Below are 19,362 nucleotides of genomic sequence, written 5' to 3' on the forward strand. Positions count from 1 at the left end.
AATGGGAAAACCAACAGGATTTCAGGAGTTTAACAGGGAATTACCAACTAAGGTTCCCGCTGCTGAACGCGTAAAAAACTATAAAGAGTTTGTTAATTTATATACCGACGAGAAGCTGAACCAGCAATCGGCCCGTTGTATGAATTGCGGTATCCCTTTTTGCCATTCGGGATGCCCGCTGGGTAATATTATCCCGGAGTTTAACGATGCCGTGTATCGTCAAAACTGGGAAGAAGCTTACCATATTTTATCATCAACCAATAATTTCCCTGAGTTTACGGGTCGTATCTGTCCTGCACCTTGCGAATCTGCCTGTGTGTTAGGTATTAATAAGCCGGCTGTAGCTATTGAGGAGATTGAAAAACATATCATCGAAATTGCTTACCAGAAAAATCTGGTAAAACCAACGGCACCTTTAGTTAAATCGGGCAAAAAAGTAGCTGTAATAGGCTCTGGCCCGGCCGGTTTGGCTGCTGCAGCGCAATTGGTAAAGGCAGGCCACGCAGTAACTGTTTACGAGCGCGATGATAAACCGGGAGGTTTATTGCGCTATGGCATCCCTGATTTTAAGTTGGAGAAAACTGTAGTGGAACGCCGTATTGAAGTAATGGAAAAAGATGGCGTGGTGTTTAAGCTGAACAGCGAAGTAGGCGTTAATGTAGCTGCTGATGAATTACTGCGCAGCAATGATGCTGTAGTACTGGCAGGCGGTTCAACCATTCCTCGCAACCTGATGATCCCCGGCAGGGAATTAAAAGGCATCCATTTTGCGATGGACTTTTTGAAACAGCAAAACAAACGTGTAAGTGATATCGCTGTTGACGGCGATGATATTTTGGCCACAGGCAAAGATGTTGTAGTAATTGGTGGGGGCGATACCGGCAGCGATTGCGTAGGTACATCAAACCGCCAGGGAGCAAAATCAATTAAGCAGTTTGAGGTGATGTTTCAGCCACCTGCGCAGCGTACACAGCATATGCCATGGCCAACATATCCGATGGTGCTTAAAACCACCAGTTCGCACGAGGAAGGTGCTGATCGTTTCTGGGGCGTAAATACCCTGGAATTTTTAGGCGACGACGAAGGTAACCTACGTGCGTTAAAAGTGGTAGATGTAGAGTGGGAACAGGATTTTATGGGGCGCCCTGTGAAATTCCATGTAGTTGAAGGTTCTGAACGTGAAATTCCTTGTCAACGCGTGTTCCTGGCTATGGGTTTCCTGTATCCGCAGCCTGCCGGCCTGTTAGCTCAATTAGGTGTTGAACTGGATGACCGCAAAAACGTTAAAGCCAAAGAAGGCGTTTACCGTACCAACGTAAGCAAAGTATTTGCTGCCGGTGATATGCGCCGCGGACAATCATTGGTTGTTTGGGCCATCTCTGAAGGTCGCGAAACTGCCCGCAAAGTAGATGAATTTTTAATGGGCCACTCGTTGCTGGAAAGCAAGGATGCTGTTAATCAGTTTGACCAGGTGTTTTAGCAAAACGCCTTATCTGCTGAAGATATATAACCACGCTGCATACCCTGTTATGGGTATCGCAGCGTGGTTTTTTGTTTTATTTTGATGTGGTATTTTGTGTTGTTAGTGGTTAATCAATATTAATTATGCAACTTTAGAAAACCACTTGTCCCTTTTTGCCGTTAAACCTAAACAAAGCATAACCAATTTATAAATGAAGTATTTAACCGGCTTGTTATTGATTTTAGTAGCCTTCGTTTTTACGCAATCATGCGAAAGCAACAAACGCGCAAATAATTACAACAATAAAGTACTTGTTGATGGTGGCGGAATGCTTTTTTTAAAAAATGGCACCGAAGCCAGCCTGGCAACCGTAAAAGCTTCAGGTTTGGCTATCTCCAACTCGAAAAATCAAAAAGTTATTCAGTTTGCCAAAACGATGATTGATGACCACACCCTGCTTGCTGATAATTTCAGAAAATTGGAGATTGATAATTTTGTAACATCCAACGATACCATAAATGCCGGCCACCAACAGGTAATAGCTGCCCTTGAACAGAAGAAAGCTGCCGACTTTGACAAAGCGTACATGGAAATGCTGATAAATCAGCATGAACAGGAAATAACGCTGTTTAAATCCGCCTCGCTCAATAAAAACCCTAATGTATCTGATTTTGCCAGCAAAAACATGGCATCGTTGCAGGCACATCTTGATTCGGCTAAGGTGATTATGCTGGTGTTAAAATAGTTTATTTAATAGCAGGTAATGTTTAAATTGCGGGCTATACCTATCTAAATCATGCTATTAAATAAAAGTTCATTTATCGCCTTATTGCTAGTTTTCGTTGCCTGCCAAATACAGGTTTCTGCACAAGTTTCTGCTATAAAACCCAGCGAGGTTTGGCCTGATAACCGGGGCGAACATGTGCAGGCCCACGGCGGCGGCATCATCAAAATTGGAAAATTATATTACTGGTTTGGCGAAGACCGAGCAAAAGACAATGATCCCGCCAAACGCTACGTAGCCTGTTATTCCTCGCCCGACCTTACGAATTGGACATTCCGGAACAAAGTGATCAAAACAGACGATCCGGCAAACTTCGGTAAAGGCTTTGTTTTAGAACGGCCAAAGGTTTTTTACAACAAGAAGAACAGGCAGTATGTGATGTACCTCCATATGGATAGCGCCAACTACAAAGCAGCCCGCGTTGGCGTTGCGGTTTGTGATAAGATAGATGGCGACTACAAGTACCTTAAAAGCTTTAGGCCTTTAGGCGAGCAAAGCCGTGATATTGGTCAGTTTGTTGACGATGACGGTTCGGCATACCTGATATTTGAGGATAGGGCCAAGGGTTTTCATATTGCCCAACTATCTGACGATTACCTGAGTGTTGAAAAAGAGATATGCCTTATTAAAGCGCCTTTGGAAGGTGGCGCCCTGGTGCATTATAAAGGGCTTTATTATGCCATTGGTTCGGCGCTTACCGGCTGGGACCCCAATCCTAACAAATATGCTACGGCAACATTGCTAAGTGGCCCATGGTCGGAGTTTAAAGATATCGCCCCGCCCGAGACAAATACTTATGGATCGCAATCTACCATGATGGTTAAGGTTGTTGGTACAAAAAGCACCACCGTAATTTTTATGGCCGACCAGTGGCGCCCCAAAGCCCAATGGGACTCGCGCTACCTATGGATGCCCCTCGAGATTGGCGACGGCAAGTTATGGCTACCAAAGCCCCGGCCATGGAAGATAGATGTAAAAACGGGCGGGTGGAAATATGTTGATGGAAAATAACGGCTGTTTAACTCGTAAAAAGGTTAGCATGAGTGTGATCCGGGGGAGTACTGGCTTGGCTATTTCAGATGAAAGCTGAAACCATGCAACCCACGAGCTGGAAGCTCGCGGGAGCGATAGGGGAGCGCTTTTAGAAAAGCTTCAATTGCTGTTGTACCGGCGGCTTAGCTCTACCCATAACAGTACGCCCGCCGTATTTCCATGAATCTTCACGCTCTTTAGCTATTACCTCGTCAAAATTGGCGTTGGGTGTAAAATCTTTTTCGGCATTTTCGGCTATTTTATGGAGCCGTTTGATGGCTTCGTTTTGTTCTGATAATCCCAGTTTCGATTTGTGTATCGCGTTTTGGAGGACGCCTATCGTTTCGTCATATACTTTGGTAGGTACTGGAAAGGGGTGGCCATCCTTGCCCCCGTGTGCAAAGGAAAACCTTGCCGGATCTTTAAACCGCGATGGAGTTCCGTGTATAACCTCGCTTACCAATGCCAGCGATTGGAGGGTACGTGGCCCAAGGCCTTGTAATAACAATAAATCTTCAAAATCAGCGGGCTGCTTTTCATGGGCTAACCAAAGCACAGCGCCCAAACGTTTCAGATCCACGTCCTTGGCTTTTACATCATGATGATTGGGCAATACCAGGTGGCTGATCTCTTTGATCATGGCTTCCGGGTGTTCGGCGGCTATTTGCATTACGCCGCTCCTGGAGGTATCGGCCAGTTTATCTGTCATGTTCAGGATCAGGCCTGTATTTTTGCCGTAGATGGATGTATGCGGATCATCAACAAATGATGTCAATTGCTCCGAGTGCCAGTGGTAGCGGCGTGCGGTGCTGCTGGCATCACTCATGCCTTGCTGTACTACAGCCCATTTGCCGGTATCGCTCAGGATAAAATTGTGGGTATATAGCTGGAAACCATCCTGTATGGCTGTATTATCAACTTTAGCGCTTAGTTTGCTGCATCGTACCAGGTGGTTGCCGTCAAGCCCGGTGGTTTCACCAATTTTTAACAGCTCGGCAGGGGTTTGTTTGGAGTGCTTGCCTTTGCCGCCGCAAATGTAAATACCAAGTTCGCGGCTGTGCGGGTTTACCGATTTTTTTAAAGCGCCCATTACCGATGTAGTTATGCCCGATGAATGCCAGTCCATCCCCATCACGGCGCCAAGGCTCTGAAACCAGAAAGGATCGCTTATGCGACGTAAAACCTCGTCCTTACCATAATCCATTACAATGTTTTCAATTACCGCCAGGCCCAGCTTCGCCATACGCCCGGCAAGCCATGTGGGTACATAGCCATAGTGTAAAGGTAAGTCAGCACTGCCGGATCGCTTCATGCTAACAAAGTTAGTAAAAAGAATGCGGTGATTACTTGTTTATGTTAGCTTCTTTAAAAGAAGATTTTTGAGATCTATAATATTTAAGGTCGATAAATCACGATGTCGCCTTCCTTGGTTTGATAAATAATTTTTTTTATGTTTTTAAATTCGCAATTGTTGTAAACATCGAAACCTAGATTAAATGAAATAGTTTGGATATTCGTTCTAGTTAACGGGTGATAAATTCCAACTACATTTAATAAGTTATTTTTAAAATCTTTATCTAGTGTGTCGTTAGGCTTTACAAGCCTATTGATAATTGATATTTGTTTAGTTTTAGTTTGTTGATAGGGAATCCATGTAAATGCTTTGAAAAAATCAAACTCGAATTTGCTTGACATAAGCTTAATTTCGTCAACAGTATAGACCTTGGTATTTATTTTAACGAATATCTGTTCTAAAAAATCATAAATATCTTTAAACTCGTCGTTAAAATACTCAATACCCATGCAAACATGTTTGTCCATACGTGATTACGGTTTTTGTTAAATTGATTAATATTTATTGGTGATAGATTTTCCAACTAATCTTCTTCCGCGTCTCCAGCGTACAGCTCGTCTATTTCTGCGGCGTACTTTTTCTCAATAACTTTGCGTTTGGCTTTCATGGTGGGGGTTATCTCGCCTTCTTCCATGCTGAAGGGGTTACGCTTTACTTTGAATGACTTGATGCGTTCAAATTTGGCCAGTTCGTTGCTGAATTTACGGATATCCTGGCTTATCCAGTCTACAATTTCCTGATCATCGATAAATACTTCGGGGCGCTCAAAAAAATCGTTGTTGAGGCCGAATTGTTCCTGCAGGCCTTCTTTGCCAGGCACTATGATGGCGGCTATGTATTCACGTTTATCGCCCACTAAAAACACCTGTTCAATTTTAGGGCTTTTGAGGTACGTATTCTCAACCGGGGTAGGGTATATGTTTTTGCCGTACGCGTTTACCAGCATGTTTTTCAGCCTATCGGTAATTTGCAGGTTGCCGCGAAAGAAGCGGCCAATATCGCCGGTATGAAACCAGTTATCTTCGTCGATAACCATGGCTGTTTCTTCTGGTTTGTGCCAGTAACCCTTCATTACGCAGTGGCCGCGAACAATAATTTCGCCTTCCTCGGTCTCCGTATCTTCCTTAAAATTATCGTGGGTTTGTATGGAGTAAATTTCTTTGGTCTCTACATTTTGGATAGCCACCTCGATACCCGGAATAATACGGCCCACAGTACCATAAATAACCCTGTGCCTTTCGGTTACAGCCATCACAGGCGATGTTTCTGTTAACCCGAACCCCTCCAATATTACAATACCCAGGTCGCCAAAAAACTCACCTATGTTTTTGGGCAGTGCGCCGCCGCCCGATACCATAAACTGCAGCTTGCCGCCGGTTTTTTCTTTTATCTTACTGAAAACCAGTTTTTCGGCAATGCCGTGCTGGGCTTTAAGGATAAGGCCCGGCGATTTACCGGCTTCCTGTATCAAACGTACTTTTTTTCCTGTTTCAAAAGCCCATAAAAATATCTTGGTTTTTAAGCCACCCGCAGATGTGCCGCTTTTGATAGCTCTGTCGTGAATACGCTCAAGCAGGCGCGGTACGCAACATAGTATGGTAGGCTGGGTCTCGCCCATATTTTTAGCTAACAGCTCCAAACTTTGGGCAAAAGCAATTTGCGACCCTTTTAAAATAGCGATATGGTAAATAGTGCGCTCAAATACATGCGATAATGGCAAAAATGATAAAAAGCGGTCGTTTTTGGTTACAAAAGGAATTTGAATAACGCTGTTCAGCGCATTTTGAGTAAGGTTATAATGCGTAAGCATTACACCCTTGGGGATACCTGTTGTACCTGATGTATAAATAAGGCAGGAAAGATCGGTAGGTAAAATAGCTTCGCGGGCGGCAGCAATGGCATGGCGGTATTGGTCAACCAAAGCCAGGCCTTCTTTAATAACGTCATCGAAACCGATTACGCCCGCATTCAGCGTATGTTTGCTGCTGTGTTTTTCAAAATCGTCAAAAGCCGGTATAATACGAATGAGCTCGGGACAGTTATTGGCTATTTTTAGCACTTTGCGAAAAAGGAACGGATTGCCCGTTATAATGGCTTTTGCACCCGAATCGTTCAGAATATATTCAATTTCTGTTTCGGTGAGGGTAGGATATATCGATGCGTTTACAGCGCCTATCTGTTGTAATGCCTGGTCGTAATAAACATAATTTGGTCCATTCTCGATGATTAGCGACAACCGGTCGCCTTTTTTTATGCCCAGGTTTAAAAGCCAGGCCGATATGGCATCTATGTTTTCCAGCGCCTCGCCATAAGTAATCTCCACCCAGGTATCTTTAACCTTATGGATTAAAAATGTATGATTTTCGGGATGGATATTAGCAACAGTATTGCGTATAAACGATGGGACAGTTGTAAGTTCGGTTGTATAACTCATCAGTATAATTGGATATTCCCAACAAACTTATATTATTTGGCAACAAAAAACAATTGGGATAAGGTTTCTTAGTAGCAAATAGCAAATAGGTTTGAAATCTGGAGTGTTCGAAACGTTAAAATAAACGATGGTTTTGAATGCTGGCGCAACATCGCCGGGCGATTCTTCGCCGATAGACCTCATTGATCCCTCGGCCATCCGCCATATTTTATCTCCAGGATCCGTGTTATTTAATGCTTTCTATCCTGAAATCATACGCTTCCTGCATGGGCACCACCGTCCTGGTTACCTTGTTGACGTCTTTACCTTCAGTAGTCCACAGGTAAGGATAAAAGTTAAAAGCCTGGTCACCGCTTATTTTTTTTAAATCTTCCTGCCATCCTTTCCATCGCAGGCTGTCGTAAAACTGGTTCATATCGCCATACCAGCAAAAGTTCAAAAATTCGGTATACCCTATATGCAGCGCCTCCCACTTTAAGCGCTCAGGCGCCAGGTAATAAATTTTGCCCAAATCGGTTCCGAATTTTCCACCGTTGATAGCAAAAAGCCCACCGTCGGCATCATCTGCTATCAATAAAAATGGCGGTTGTTCGCCCAGCTCATTAAAGCTTTTGCCTTTATTCCAGCCCGGAAGGCTTCGTTTCAATTTTTCGCTGCCCGATCCTAATATGCGTATCCAACCATTATCCACCAATATGCCGCCGGTAAAATAAATAACCGCACCCATGTAGGAGTGAGTGGTCACCTGTGTTTGATATAATGCATCTTTGCCGTTAGATGCCGGCAGAACCTCAATTTTGTTTTTTGCTGTTTTTATATCTTCTAAAAGCAGAGGCCAGGCAGATGTATCATTGGTTAGTTCGACAACAGAACGCAAGTTATTTTGAGCGCATACTGGCAATGTTAGAATGGTCAGTAGCAGGAGTAAGATTTGTTTTCTCATAATCAAAAGCACGGATGCCTTTTTAGCAAGCCTCAACTAATATTTGTTTATTTATCCTTCGGCATAGCTTCCGTTAAAAACTCATTAAGGATCGCTACAAATAACTCCGGTACTTTACTATCCGGGTTTGGTGCCATAACTTCGCCAATAAAAGCGCCGTGGCTGCCGGGCATAATGGTTAGTCGGCCATGTGGCAATAACCGCGACAATTCTATAGCGTGCTCAGGTGTAATCACATCTTGATCGCTTACGATGACCAGGGTAGGGGCCTGGATGACTTTGATATCTTCGGTATTCCAATCTTTAAACGTCTGCATCCGCTTGGCATCTTTATCATGCATGTTTTGCAGTCCGGCCTGGGTATTGCCGGGTATGGCCAGGTAAACATCTTTGTAAACCTGCGGCATCGATGATATATCTGCATTGCGCATAAAATCCCAAAACCACGGGAATGTGCCGGCGCGTTTATAAAGTGCCGAAATGGCAACCAGTTTATGTACTAATTCGGGATGCCTGATAGCCAATTGCAGGGTAGTGCTGCCGCCGTTGCTAAAACCCATAACATCGGCACCTTTAATGTTTAGTTGCTTTAGCAGTTCGGCCACATCATCGGCATCCTGCTCAAAAGTTTCGGGGATATCCCTTGCCGATGTACGGCCGTGATTTTGCAGATCAACAGCAATAACCATATGGGTTTTGGCAAGCTGTGGCATAATTTTACCAAATGAAGTATGCATGGTTGAACCGCCACCATGAATTAATACCAGCGGCTGGCCATTGCCATGAATTTCGTAATACATTTTTATGCCGTTTACCTGGGCATATTTACCGGCATCCTGCGCCTGTGTGGTGGTGGCTGTTGTCATAAGTATAATGATAAAAGTAGTGATCTTGATAAATAGCAGCAAGAAGTTTTTCATGATTCAAATTTAGCATGAAGAGCCAATGGTGCAAACAGCAATGCGCGACAAAGTAGCGGGTGCTTTACGACAGGATGTAAAAAGCACACCTGCAAGCCAAGGGTAACAATTCACTTACAATGCACAAGGGCCTAAAAATAAGCGTGTATTTATTACACTGTGAACTGCTAAATCGTTAATATTGTTTAACCAATTAGTTAGCCGGTACTTTTTTACCGTTACATAATACATTTTTATCGTCGGGCCTAATCAGCCTATTCTCGCAGCCCTTAAAGGGTACTACTGGCAGGCTTATTGGCAACAAAATGTACATCAACTAAATCTCTCAAATAATGTCATTAAAATTAAAACTCACCTGTATTTTATTGATAGGGCTCAGTTTTGGGCTGTATTCGTTTAAAAAACCTGTGCCGCGGCAGCACGTGCTGGTTTTTTCAAAAACATTGGGCTGGCACCATTCCTGCATTCCGTTTGGTATAGCCGCTATCCAGAAGCTGGGTAAAGAAAATAATTTCGATGTTGATACCACAACCAATTCTGAAACTTTTACCGACGAGAACCTTAAAAAATATGATGCCGTTATATTTCAATGTACTACGGGCAATGTACTTAACGCCATGCAGCAGGCAGCGTTTGAACGGTATATACAGGCGGGCGGCGGATATGCAGGTTTCCATTCGGCTGCCGATACCGAGTATGACTGGCCATGGTACGGCAAACTGGTGGGTGCGTATTTTTCAAGCCACCCCAATAATTCAAATATCCGTACGGCTACTGTAGATGTTACCGATCATACCAACCCAATAACGGCCGGTTTACCAGCCCGCTGGGAGCGTACCGACGAGTGGTACAACTACAAATCTATCTACAGCGGCATACATGTTTTGGCCAGCCTGGACGAAAACACTTATGATGGGGGTACCAACGGGGCCAATCACCCGATAACCTGGTTTCATGAGTTTGACGGCGGCCGCTCATTTTATACCGGTTGCGGCCATACCGACGAAAGCTATAGCGATCCTTTGTTTTTAGGGCAGATGCTTGGTGGTATTAAATACGCCATGGGCAACGGCAAACCGCTGGATTATAGTAAAGCTTACGCCAAAGTATCGCCCGATCAAACCCGCTTTATTAAAACAGTGTTGATAAGCAACGTGGCATCACCCATGGAATTGGCCTGTGCTAAAGATGGTCGCGTATTTTTTACCCAGCTGATGGGTAATTTTTCGGTTTATAATACCAAAACCAACCAGTTTAAAGTGATCCATAAATTTCCCATCACTTACCAGGGTGGCACCGGGGTTATTGGCCTGACGCGCGACCCTGATTTTGAAACCAACCAGTTTGTTTATATTTATTACATGCCCGAGGGGCAAATCATCGAGCCTTTAAACTTCCAGCTTTCGCGCTTTAAATTAAGCCCGGCAAATGTACTCGACTTGAAATCAGAAAAAATCCTGTTAAAAGTACCTGTACAAATAATAAGTGGCGCACACCATGGCGGTTCATTGGCATGGGATAAAAACAGAAACCTATACCTGTCCACGGGTGACAGCTCGAGCCCGTTCCCGGCCGATGGTTACGCACCGCTGGATGAACGCCCCGGAAAAGAACATTTTAGCCTTGATGCCCAGCGTAGCGCAGGCAATACCAATGACTTTAAAGGTAAAATATTGCGGATTCATCCCGAGGCTGATGGTACCTATACCATTCCCGAAGGAAACCTTTTCCCCAAAGGTATGGCCAAAACCAAACCCGAAATTTATGTAATGGGTTGCCGTAACCCATACCGTATCGCGGTTAACCCCAACACCTCGGTTTTATACTGGGGCGAGATTGGGCCCGATGCCGGTAACGATTCGCCACGTGGCCCGCGCGGTTATGATGAATTTAACCAGGCCCGCAAGGCCGGCAACTTTGGCTGGCCGTATTTTGTGGGCAACAACTTTGCCTACTCACACTGGGATTTTGTTACGGGCACTCCCGGGCCAATGTTTGATCCTAAACGGCCGGTAAATAACTCGCCGAACAATACAGGTTTAAACGTGCTGCCACCCGCCACACCCGCCATGATCTGGTACCCTTATGCGGCCTCGGATGAGTTTCCCGAACTGGGATTAGGCGGACGCTGCGCTATCGGAGGCGATTTTTATAAGTACAATGCCAATGTTAAAAACCCCAATAAGTTCCCTGATTATTACGATGGCAAATTGTTTGTGGCCGACTGGATGCGCAACTGGGTAATAAGCCTGAAGTTTGATGAAAACGAAAATTATGTGCGCAACGAAGCTTTTATGCCTGCCAATGGCGATTTCAGGCGACCTATTGATATGCAGTTTGGCCCCGATGGCGCTTTATATATGCTGGAATACGGATCTGTCTACGGGGCGCAAAATGAAGATGCCCGCCTGGTGAAAATTGAATACAACACCGGCAACCGTGCGCCCATTGCCAAAGCCGGTATTACTGATACTGCTATGCAAGCCTACTACCAACATACCAAATATCTTACTGCCGAGTTGAAGGAAATGCCCGTAAAAAAAGAGATATCGGGCCAGGCACCGCTAACCGTTGGTTTTAACAGCCAGAACAGTAAGGATTTGGATGATGACGATAAAATAACCTACCAATGGTTGTTTGATGGTAAAACGGTGGGCGCAGCAACAGCCTCGGCAAGCTATACCTATACTAAGCCGGGTATTTATAAGGCCATATTAAAAGTTACCGATAAAGGGGGTGCTATAGGCCGCGATACCATTATAGTGAGGGTTGGTAATACAAGGCCGGTGGTTACCATTGCCGGCGCGGGCAACAAATCATTTATCCAAAAGGGGCAGCCCTTTAAATACCATGTGGTGGTGAAGGATAAAGAAGACAGCAAGATAGACCCTAAACGGGTGAAATTATTTTACATCTACAATCCGCAGCCATCGGCAGATGGTAAAACGGTGCAAAGTTTGGCTGCTTTGTCGGCTAATGAAATAAGCTATCCAGGCAAGGCGTTGATGGCCAACAGCGATTGTAAATCGTGCCACCTGGCTAACAAAACAGCGGTAGGGCCAAGCTTTATAGCGATAGCCAACAGGTATAAAACACAAAAGGGGTCGGTTGATAAGCTATCCAAAAAGATCATAGCCGGTGGCGCGGGCAGCTGGGGAACCGAGCATGTCATGAGTGCTCACCCGCAGCTTTCGGCAGCTGATACCAAAGAGATAGTGAAATACATTTTCTCGCTTACCGACAAAAAGAGCAAGGCCACCGCCTTACCGCTTACCGGCAGCCTAAACCTGAAATTTAGCGATGCCGAACCGCGCGGCCAATACACCTTATTCGCATCCTATACCGATAAAGGCGGTAAGGTGGTTGGGCCGCTTACCGGTACCGATGTGATAACTTTACGAAATGCGGATGTAAAGGCTGTTTATGCTGATGAATTAAAAGGTTTCAATCGTTTTAAAGACGATCTGTCGCTGGGCAACCATAAATCGTTTGTGTTGTTCAGGGATGTAGATTTAACAGATATTAAAAAAATGAGCTTCCAGTACGCATCAAAGGGTGTTGATGGCGAGATTGAAGTACGGATGGATTCACAGGCAGGTCCCGTTATTTGCTCGGCAAATTATGGTGATACCGGCAGTTGGGATAAGCTGGCCTGGTTGAGTGGCGATGTACAAAAAACAGTTACCGGCAAACACGATGTATTTGTTTTTGCCATTAAACGTACCAAACCAAATGATGGCATCCTTAAATTAAGCGATATTCGCTTCGGTCAATAATTTAAAACACATAGAATACACCATATGAAAACATCACAAGTAATAATAAATGCCTGCCTGGGCTTAAGCTTATTGGCTTCTAATACGTTTGCACAAAGCGGCAAGCCGGTTTTTGTTGGAAAAGTAGGCGTGCAAGCCTATACCTTCCGGAGCAGTATGCCTAAAGCTACAATATCCGTACTGGATACCATTAAAGCAATGGGTATAACCGAATTGGAAGGACAGGAACCCAAGGGCATGACGCCCGAAGCTTTCCGTAAGCTTTGTAACGAAAGGGGAATCAGCATCCCATCGATAGGAGCAGGGTATGATGATATAGTGAAAAGCCCGGCCCAGGTGGTGAAACAGGCTAAAGCGTTAGGCGCCAAATATGTGATGGTAGCCTGGATTCCGCATGGTAAGGAGTTTACCCTGGAAGATGCCAAAAAAGCCGTTAATGATTTTAATACCGTTGGCAAATACCTTGCAGAAGCTGGGATTACGTTTTGCTACCACAATCATGGTTACGAGTTTGGCCCCTACGAAGACGGAACCCTGTTCGACTATATCGCTAAAAATACCGACCCTAAGTATGTATCATTCGAGATCGACCTACTATGGTCGTTCCACGGCGGGCAGGACCCGGCTAAGCTGATCGAAAAATATCCAACCCGCATTAAACTGATGCACCTAAAGGATATCCGTAAAGGCGTAGCCAATGACCTTACCGGGGGCACCGATACCAAAAACGACGTAGCCCTGGGCACCGGACAGATTGATATCCCAGCCGTACTTAAAGCAGCAAGGAAAGCGGGTGTAAGGCATTATTTTATTGAGGATGAAAGCCCATCGTATGCCACGCAAATTCCTGTTACTATTGAATATATTAAAGGTTTAAAATACTAACAATGGCCGGGGTATTAAATAGGCGGCAGGCGCTCAAAACAATGGGCTTAGCAGCCGGTGCTGCGGCCCTAAGCTGCCCGGTTTCGGCGGCTATAAAAGTGGATAAGAAGCCCGGTAACGGTTTTATATATTCGCTGAATATGAGTACCATTCGCGGCCATAACCTGGGCTTTGTAAAAGAGCTGGAGGTTGCGGCGAAGGCGGGCTTCACATCTGTCGAGATCTGGCTGGATACGCTGCATACTTACCTGCAGGGCGGCGGTACTATTACCGAGGCCAAAAAAATCATCGACGGGCTTGGCCTTAAAGTGGAGGATGCCATAGGCTTTGCGCCCTGGATAGCCGATGATGACACCATCCGTGCCAAAGCCCTGACCGACCTGCAAGCCGATATGGACCTGCTGGCCAAATTAGCCTGCCCCAGAATAGCAGCGCCGCCGGCAGGAGGAACCAAAGAGCCTATAAGACTTGACACCATTACCGAACGTTATGCTACGATTCTGAAAATGGGCAAACAAAACGGGGTTATCCCCCAGCTGGAAATGTGGGGCGCATCGGTAAACCTGAAGCATGTAAGCGATGTATTGTATGTGGTTTCATCTTTAGGTGACGCCGATGCCCGTATGCTGTTGGATGTATTCCACTTTTTTAAAGGCGGATCGCCTGTTGGTGGCCTGAATTTTGTGGACAAGCAGGCGCTGGATATTATACACGTAAACGACTACCCGGCCGAAATTACACCTGCCCAAATATCCGAGCCCGACAGGATTTATGTAGGTGATGGCATAGCGCCCGTAAAACAAATATTACAACTGGCCAAACATCCTGATAAACCTTTAGTGATATCCTTTGAAGTATTTAACAAAAGCTACTATGCGCAGGATGCGTTGAAGGTGGCTAAAACGGCGTTGGAGAAGATGAAAGCGGTTACGGCAGGGATGTGATATTGGGTGATAAATAAAAGATTGTCATCTGAGTTGTAACATTTCGCGAAATTCTGAAGGAGGGATGATATCATTAAATGGGCTGTCATGCTGAGCCTGTCGAAGCATAGCGGGCAAAGGCCTCGCCGCGCGACCCTTCGACAGGCTCAGGGTGACCGTCCAGCGCACCTCGAAAGTACAACGTGTCAGGGGTGGGAACGAAGCATCTATCCGCGAACTTTTCTATCGGTCAAGCACAGCTCATAGATCCTTCGTGCCTCAGGATGACAGGGAGGGGGGCTCACACCCCGTACCTCTCCCTTAAAAGATTACGATGGTGCACATTATGCCCAACCACCATCCATCCCACACTCCTTGCTGTATAAACCGGCGCGCTGTCTAATTTAAAATCAAGCATGGCATCGGCCATGTGTTTGTAAAGGCTGATGGTAGCCTTCCTGATGGTTATGAATTCTTCGGCTATGTCGTTTAGCGTACGGTTATGAGCATTAAAATCCTTGTTATAATCTGAGCCCTGCGGTAACTCCAGTATGGCGTTTACCTGTCTTGTACAGCAAAATGCCTTATAGGCGTAATACCTTTCATCATCGTTCAAATGGATAAAAACCTGTTTCACTGTCCATTTGCCCTCGGCATAACTGTAATTTTCCGCAGATGCCGGGATGGACCTAATCAAATCCATTGTTTGCTGTTTGTTAACCTCCAGTGCTTCTAAGAGGTTATCACCTTTGGCTAAATTGAAAAAATAAGGGTACCAGGATGGTGCATCTCCCGTGTAAGGGCGGCCAATTTTTATCATCTTCTATCAATAGCTTTTTTCTTTACTATAAAGATACTGCATGTAATTGATTTCAATGACTTGTGTGACCGACCAATTTAGGGCGATATGCGACAAGCTCCTAATCTCCCGCATATTCCCAGGCGCTTTGGTAACCGCCCAGTTTTTCGGCATATTCTACAAAATCAGCATAAAATTTTAAACGGGTTAGGGTAGCGCTATCGCCTATAACTACCAGTTTTTTACGGGCGCGGGTCATGGCTACGTTCATGCGGCGGATATCCGAAAGGAAGCCTATCTCGCCATTAGCATTGCTGCGCACCAGGCTGATGTAAACCACATCCCGTTCCTGCCCCTGGAAGCTGTCTATGGTATTAACGGAGATACTATCGATATAAGGCAACAGCTCCGGGTTGGCTTGTAATTGCTCGTTCAGTGCCCTGATCTGCTCTTTATAAGGCGATATAATGGCTACCGACGGGAATTTTTCGGTCGGACCAATCCCGGTTACCAGCCGGTTCAGATGCTTAAATAGCAGTGCGGCTTCATCCGGGTTATAGGTACTGGTACCTGCCACTTGTTCTTCAAACCCGGCCCCGGCGGTATCGATAAAAGTAACTGGCGTATCGCCATTAAACAATAACCTTGTTGCTACGGAAGCATGGGCCTTTAACTGATTGCCGTAGAATTCACGGGATGAGAAGTCCATGATGGCATCGTTCATCCGGTATTGCTCATCCAACAAAACAACAGCTTCGGGATGCAGGGCAACGCATTTTTCGAGGAGGGTGGTGCTTAAACCTGCACGGGCGGCATCGTTTGATTTAATGGTAGGAGGGAGCTGCAAATGATCGCCGGCCAAAATTACTTTCTGCGCTTTCAGGATAGGGATCCAGCAGGCGGGTTCAAGTGCCTGGCCTGCTTCGTCAATAACCACGGTTTCAAATTTTACCTCGCGGATGGTATAGTGGTTGGAGCCGACAAGGGTGGCGGTTATTACCTGAGCTTTGCTAACCAGGTCGTCAATAATGTGCTGCTCGGTATTCGCCACATCTTTCATGATCTTGTGGGCCTCGTTAAACAAGGCCTTGCGCTGGTCGCGTTCGGATTTGCCGAAGCTACGCTTGTACTTGTGCGCCATATCCTTATAGGCACTGGCCTGCTTTTTAAGGGTGCGGATGAGTTTATTATCCGCATGGTCGGCCATTTTGCTATCAAGCGTTAGTGAAACCAGTTTTTCGGATACCCGGTTGGGGTTGCCTATTCTTAAAACGTTTAAACCTTCATCGGCCAGTTTTTCGCTCAGGAGGTCAACAGCGGTGTTGCTTGGAGCCACTACTAAAATTTGTTTGCCGGTTTGTTTAGCTAACAAACAAATGGCCTGAACCAGTGTGGTGGTCTTGCCTGTGCCCGGCGGGCCATGAATTATGGCCAGATCTTGAGCAGTTACTATTTTGTTTACCGCCGCCAGTTGGGATGTATTTAAACGGGAAATATTTAAAGGTTGGGCAACGTCGGTAAATACTGGTGAGGTTTTACCGCTCAGGATATTTACCAAACGGCCTTCTTTTTTCTCGCCTAAGGCTGATGCTTGTTTTATGGCCTTGAACATTTCATCGTAGCTGTTATTATCAAACAGGAGGTCGATGCCCAGCTTGCCGTCGCGGGCCCAATCAAGCAGTTCATCGGTATATAGCGTAATTTTGAGCCTGTTGCCACCCTGGTAGGTTACGGTGCCCTCTACGCGGTCCTTTTGAGGGTCGTGGTTGCTGAATAGCGCGGCCGGCACTCCAAAGCGTAACTGGTGCGAAATATCCTGGTGGGTGGTACGTTCAACCTCTACATTAATGTAATCGCCCCGGCCGGGCTCGGTATTCCTGATGGCGATAGGGTACCAGGTAAGGCCCTGAGCACGACGATCGGCGGCAGATGTGTTTTCGGTAAGTTTGAGGTAGGCGCTGCGGTCTTCTTCTTTTTCTTTGTTCAGCAGATCGAGCAGCTTCTTAAAATAATCCATCGGCGCAAAGGTAGTAATAAAGCTAAAAGCTTAAGGCGGAAGGCCGAAAGCTATCGGGGCAAACACGTCTAACATGGTTAACATAACTTAACACATTTCAGATATATTTTTTATAAATATTTATTAATCAATGGTTTGTGTTTAAACATGGTTAACACTAAACCTGATCGTGTAATTTAGAAGCATCCAAATATTTGTGCCCGTTGTTGCCTAACACAGGAGCCCAAGGGGCCTGTATCTTTTACCCGGGATCAGGCAATAAAAACAAGGTTTCGTTTGACGTTTATATCTTCCCTACGCCATAAGCTTATTTCGTTAGCTATTTAGATGCGTTTGTACTGAAAAGAAATACGCAGTACTCCTTCCCCGATGGGCGATCCTTACAAAGCCGATAAAGCCACGCGCACAATATCTTCCAGCACACTGCTGCCTGCTCCACTCCGGGCCGATACCCTTAAACCGCTTATTGTACTAAAAATAAACCTTGCCAGTGCCCTGGCTGGCAGTGCGGTTTTAAACTGTCCCAGGTGCTGGCCTTTCTCTATAACGCTTGTTAGCGCATCTTCCACACTTTGGTTGTTTTCGGAAACCAGTTCTGCAATCTCTTTATCGTGGCTGGATAATTCGATGGCTGTATTTACCATAAAACAGCCTTTGGCCAATTTGTCTTCTTCGCTTTCGCGGATAACACCGTACAGTACCTGTTTAATAGCTTCTGCGGGGTTATCGGCATTGCCGAGTAATGTAAGCACAGCGCTGGTATTTTTGCCCTGGTACTGCCGCAAAGCCTTTGAAAATAATGTTTTTTTATCGGTATAGGTATTGTAAATGCTTGAGCGGCTAATGCCCAATCCGTCTACCAAGTCCTGGGCAGATGTTGCATGATACCCTTTGTCCCAGAACAAATCAACAGCTTTACCAAGCAGTTCATCCTCGTCAAAATCTTTATTCCTGGCCATAATTCAAATTGTAATAATACAAAAACCTATCTGGAACATTCATTCCAAATAGGTATAAAATTTTTTATTAATACATAATGGCATTAACAGTTAAGCCACCATCAACAACAAGTTCGGTGCCGGTTATAAATGAGGCATCATCAGAAGCAAGGAACCTTACCGCGTTTGCAATTTCTTCTGATTGACCGAAACGGTTAAGCAAAATCCTTTGACTTAAAACAGATCCAAAGCCGCTAACCTGCTCTTCGGTTAAGCCAAGTTTTCCATAAAGCGGGGTTTCAACCGGGCCGGGAGATACGGAGTTAACACGGATTTTACGGGAAGCTAATTCGCGGGCGAATACTTTAGTGAATGATAACAGGGCTGCTTTGCTTGCTGCGTATACACTGCTATCGGGGGCGCCCAATGATGCGTTAACTGATGCGTTGAATATGATAGAACCACCATCATTTAAAATAGGCAGAAATTTTTGAACGGTGAAATACACGCCTTTTACATTCAGGTTCATCATGGTATCATAATGTTCTTCGGTTGCAACCTCCATCGGGCTGAACAAGGCTACACCTGCATTAAGGAACAGAATATCAACCTTGCCAAATTGCGCTTTTACCTGGGCAACCAGGCTATCTATCTGGTCTAACTTAGCCTGATCGGATACTATACCTGTTACGCCCAGTTCTTCGGCTGCTTTGCTTACTGCCGTAGCGTTACGCCCGGTAATAACAACCTGTGCGCCTTTGGCGGCTAATTCTTTTGCGGTGGCATATCCTATACCGCTGTTACCACCTGTAACTACGGCTACTTTGTTTGTTAAATTGCTCATTGTTTTATTTTTTAATAATTGTTTTTTGTTTGATGACTCAAAGATAATACAATTGGAATGATCGTTCCAAAATAAAAATAGTGGTTTTGTTGATGATTACATTCGGATTACAAAATAGGGGGGTGGCTGATGTTGTTTGGTGATATTGGCGCATATCAAGGATAGTTGATTGTTGGATTTACCACTTTTGTTTATCGTTTGCCAAACCTGCCAGTTACCCCCGATATTTCTCTTTAAAACAATAAACAAAG

Annotated in this window: 15 protein-coding genes; 6 read left to right on the forward strand and 9 right to left on the reverse strand. The window is 45.2% G+C overall.

All coding sequences use genetic code 11. From position 1 onward, the window contains the following. The first annotated feature begins 1 nt into the window (after position 1). The 3 genes from AC1DU2_RS12300 (at position 2) to AC1DU2_RS12310 (ending at position 3,257) form a co-directional block, all read left to right on the forward strand. Entirely contained in the window at positions 2-1,480 is a 1,479-nt protein-coding gene (locus tag AC1DU2_RS12300; RefSeq protein ID WP_477361808.1) for a glutamate synthase subunit beta, read from the forward strand. 193 nt (positions 1,481-1,673) lie between these two features. Beyond that, complete coding sequence (locus AC1DU2_RS12305; RefSeq protein WP_477384711.1) at positions 1,674-2,207, forward strand: DUF4142 domain-containing protein; 534 nt, start codon at positions 1,674-1,676, stop codon at positions 2,205-2,207. Positions 2,208-2,258: 51 nt separating this feature from the next. Then, positions 2,259-3,257 carry a family 43 glycosylhydrolase gene (locus AC1DU2_RS12310; protein ID WP_477384713.1) on the forward strand — a complete coding sequence of 333 codons (999 nt, stop codon included), beginning with the start codon at positions 2,259-2,261 and terminating at the stop codon, positions 3,255-3,257. 130 nt (positions 3,258-3,387) lie between these two features. Here the strand turns inward: AC1DU2_RS12310 and AC1DU2_RS12315 are convergent, their stop codons facing one another. The 5 genes from AC1DU2_RS12315 to AC1DU2_RS12335 form a co-directional block, all read right to left on the reverse strand. Beyond that, entirely contained in the window at positions 3,388-4,590 is a 1,203-nt protein-coding gene (locus tag AC1DU2_RS12315) for a DUF763 domain-containing protein (RefSeq protein ID WP_477384715.1), read from the reverse strand. 83 nt (positions 4,591-4,673) lie between these two features. Then, the gene (locus AC1DU2_RS12320; protein ID WP_477384717.1) at positions 4,674-5,099 is read right to left on the reverse strand and encodes a hypothetical protein; all 426 of its coding nucleotides are present in this window, start codon (positions 5,097-5,099) and stop codon (positions 4,674-4,676) included. Between the two features lie 56 nt (positions 5,100-5,155). Then, positions 5,156-7,066, reverse strand: coding sequence for an AMP-dependent synthetase/ligase (locus tag AC1DU2_RS12325; RefSeq protein ID WP_477384719.1), 1,911 nt, complete (start codon positions 7,064-7,066; stop codon positions 5,156-5,158). A gap of 226 nt (positions 7,067-7,292) precedes the next feature. Further along, positions 7,293-8,009, reverse strand: a complete 717-nt coding sequence (locus AC1DU2_RS12330; RefSeq protein ID WP_477384721.1) for a DUF2625 domain-containing protein — start codon at positions 8,007-8,009, stop codon at positions 7,293-7,295. A 47-nt stretch (positions 8,010-8,056) separates the two neighbouring features. Beyond that, positions 8,057-8,929: an alpha/beta fold hydrolase gene (locus AC1DU2_RS12335; protein ID WP_477384723.1), complete on the reverse strand. Its 873-nt coding sequence runs from the start codon at positions 8,927-8,929 to the stop codon at positions 8,057-8,059. A gap of 332 nt (positions 8,930-9,261) precedes the next feature. Here AC1DU2_RS12335 and AC1DU2_RS12340 point away from each other — a divergent pair, with 332 nt between their 5' ends. From AC1DU2_RS12340 to AC1DU2_RS12350, 3 genes are read left to right on the forward strand one after another with little or no spacing between them, the layout of a single operon-like run. After that, on the forward strand, positions 9,262-12,705 hold the full coding sequence (locus AC1DU2_RS12340; RefSeq protein ID WP_477384725.1) for a ThuA domain-containing protein: 3,444 nt from the start codon (positions 9,262-9,264) through the stop codon (positions 12,703-12,705). Between the two features lie 24 nt (positions 12,706-12,729). After that, positions 12,730-13,590 (forward strand): sugar phosphate isomerase/epimerase family protein, encoded by an 861-nt coding sequence (locus AC1DU2_RS12345; protein WP_477384727.1) that lies wholly within the window; start codon positions 12,730-12,732, stop codon positions 13,588-13,590. Positions 13,591-13,592: 2 nt separating this feature from the next. Then, positions 13,593-14,534 carry a sugar phosphate isomerase/epimerase family protein gene (locus AC1DU2_RS12350; RefSeq protein ID WP_477384729.1) on the forward strand — a complete coding sequence of 314 codons (942 nt, stop codon included), beginning with the start codon at positions 13,593-13,595 and terminating at the stop codon, positions 14,532-14,534. Between the two features lie 280 nt (positions 14,535-14,814). Here AC1DU2_RS12350 and AC1DU2_RS12355 read toward each other — a convergent pair whose 3' ends face one another. The 4 genes from AC1DU2_RS12355 to AC1DU2_RS12370 form a co-directional block, all read right to left on the reverse strand. Next, positions 14,815-15,333 carry a DinB family protein gene (locus AC1DU2_RS12355; protein ID WP_477384731.1) on the reverse strand — a complete coding sequence of 173 codons (519 nt, stop codon included), beginning with the start codon at positions 15,331-15,333 and terminating at the stop codon, positions 14,815-14,817. A gap of 100 nt (positions 15,334-15,433) precedes the next feature. Beyond that, positions 15,434-17,329, reverse strand: coding sequence for an AAA domain-containing protein (locus tag AC1DU2_RS12360; RefSeq protein WP_477384733.1), 1,896 nt, complete (start codon positions 17,327-17,329; stop codon positions 15,434-15,436). A 380-nt stretch (positions 17,330-17,709) separates the two neighbouring features. Further along, a complete protein-coding gene (locus AC1DU2_RS12365) occupies positions 17,710-18,288 on the reverse strand; it encodes a TetR/AcrR family transcriptional regulator (protein WP_477384735.1) in 579 nt (192 codons plus the stop codon). A 67-nt stretch (positions 18,289-18,355) separates the two neighbouring features. Then, positions 18,356-19,111 (reverse strand): glucose 1-dehydrogenase, encoded by a 756-nt coding sequence (locus AC1DU2_RS12370; RefSeq protein ID WP_477384737.1) that lies wholly within the window; start codon positions 19,109-19,111, stop codon positions 18,356-18,358. Between the last annotated feature and the right edge of the window lie 251 nt (positions 19,112-19,362).

Source organism: Mucilaginibacter sp. P4_C11, from assembly GCF_056402115.1.